This window comes from Staphylococcus sp. GDX8P80P, from assembly GCF_017893095.1.
GTDB classification, from domain to species: domain Bacteria; phylum Bacillota; class Bacilli; order Staphylococcales; family Staphylococcaceae; genus Staphylococcus; species Staphylococcus borealis.
Map to the genome: position 1 here is coordinate 1 of NZ_JAESMI010000141.1, position 1,333 is coordinate 1,333.

1 rRNA gene is annotated in these 1,333 nt (G+C 46.0%); it reads right to left on the reverse strand.

Going from position 1 to position 1,333, the window contains the following annotated elements:
- Window positions 1-1,241 (reverse strand): 23S ribosomal RNA (locus tag KA858_RS11315); the annotation flags it as partial.
- Window positions 1,242-1,333: the final 92 nt, after the last annotated feature.

Genomic DNA, 1,333 nt, shown 5'->3' on the forward strand with positions numbered 1-1,333 from the left:
AAGAACGCTCTCCTACCATTGTCCTACGGACAATCCACAGCTTCGGTAATATGTTTAGCCCCGGTACATTTTCGGCGCAGTGTCACTCGACTAGTGAGCTATTACGCACTCTTTAAATGATGGCTGCTTCTAAGCCAACATCCTAGTTGTCTGGGCAACGCCACATCCTTTTCCACTTAACATATATTTTGGGACCTTAGCTGGTGGTCTGGGCTGTTTCCCTTTCGAACACGGACCTTATCACCCATGTTCTGACTCCCAAGTTAAATTAATTGGCATTCGGAGTTTGTCTGAATTCGGTAACCCGAGAGGGGCCCCTCGTCCAAACAGTGCTCTACCTCCAATAATCATCACTTGAGGCTAGCCCTAAAGCTATTTCGGAGAGAACCAGCTATCTCCAAGTTCGATTGGAATTTCTCCGCTACCCACAGTTCATCCGCTCACTTTTCAACGTAAGTCGGTTCGGTCCTCCATTCAGTGTTACCTGAACTTCAACCTGACCATGGGTAGATCACCTGGTTTCGGGTCTACGACCAAATACTCAACGCCCTATTCAGACTCGCTTTCGCTACGGCTCCACATTTCCTGCTTAACCTTGCATCAGATCGTAACTCGCCGGTTCATTCTACAAAAGGCACGCCATCACCCATTAACGGGCTCTGACTACTTGTAAGCACACGGTTTCAAGTTCTCTTTCACTCCCCTTCCGGGGTACTTTTCACCTTTCCCTCACGGTACTGGTTCACTATCGGTCACTAGAGAGTATTTAGCCTTAGGAGATGGTCCTCCCAGATTCCGACGGAATTTCACGTGCTCCGTCGTACTCAGGATCCACTCAAGAGAGAATATATTTTCAACTACAGGATTATTACCTTCTTTGATTCAACTTTCCAGATGATTCGTCTAATATATTCCTTTGTAACTCCGTATAGAGTGTCCTACAACCCCAATAAGCAAGCTTATTGGTTTGGGCTCTTCCCGTTTCGCTCGCCGCTACTCAGGGAATCGATTTTTCTTTCTCTTCCTCCGGGTACTAAGATGTTTCAGTTCTCCGGGTCTGCCTTCTGACAAGCTATGAATTCACTTGTCGATAACACGACATAACTCGTGCTGGGTTCCCCCATTCGGAAATCTCTGGATCAACGCTTACTTACAGCTACCCAAAGCATATCGTCGTTAGTAACGTCCTTCGTCGGCTTCTAGTGCCAAGGCATCCACCGTGCGCCCTTAATAACTTAATCTATGTTTCCACCATATTAGAACGTAGTTCTAAACTTAAGAAACCTGTTATTAATCTTGTGAGTGTTCTTTCGAACACTAGCGATTATATTTT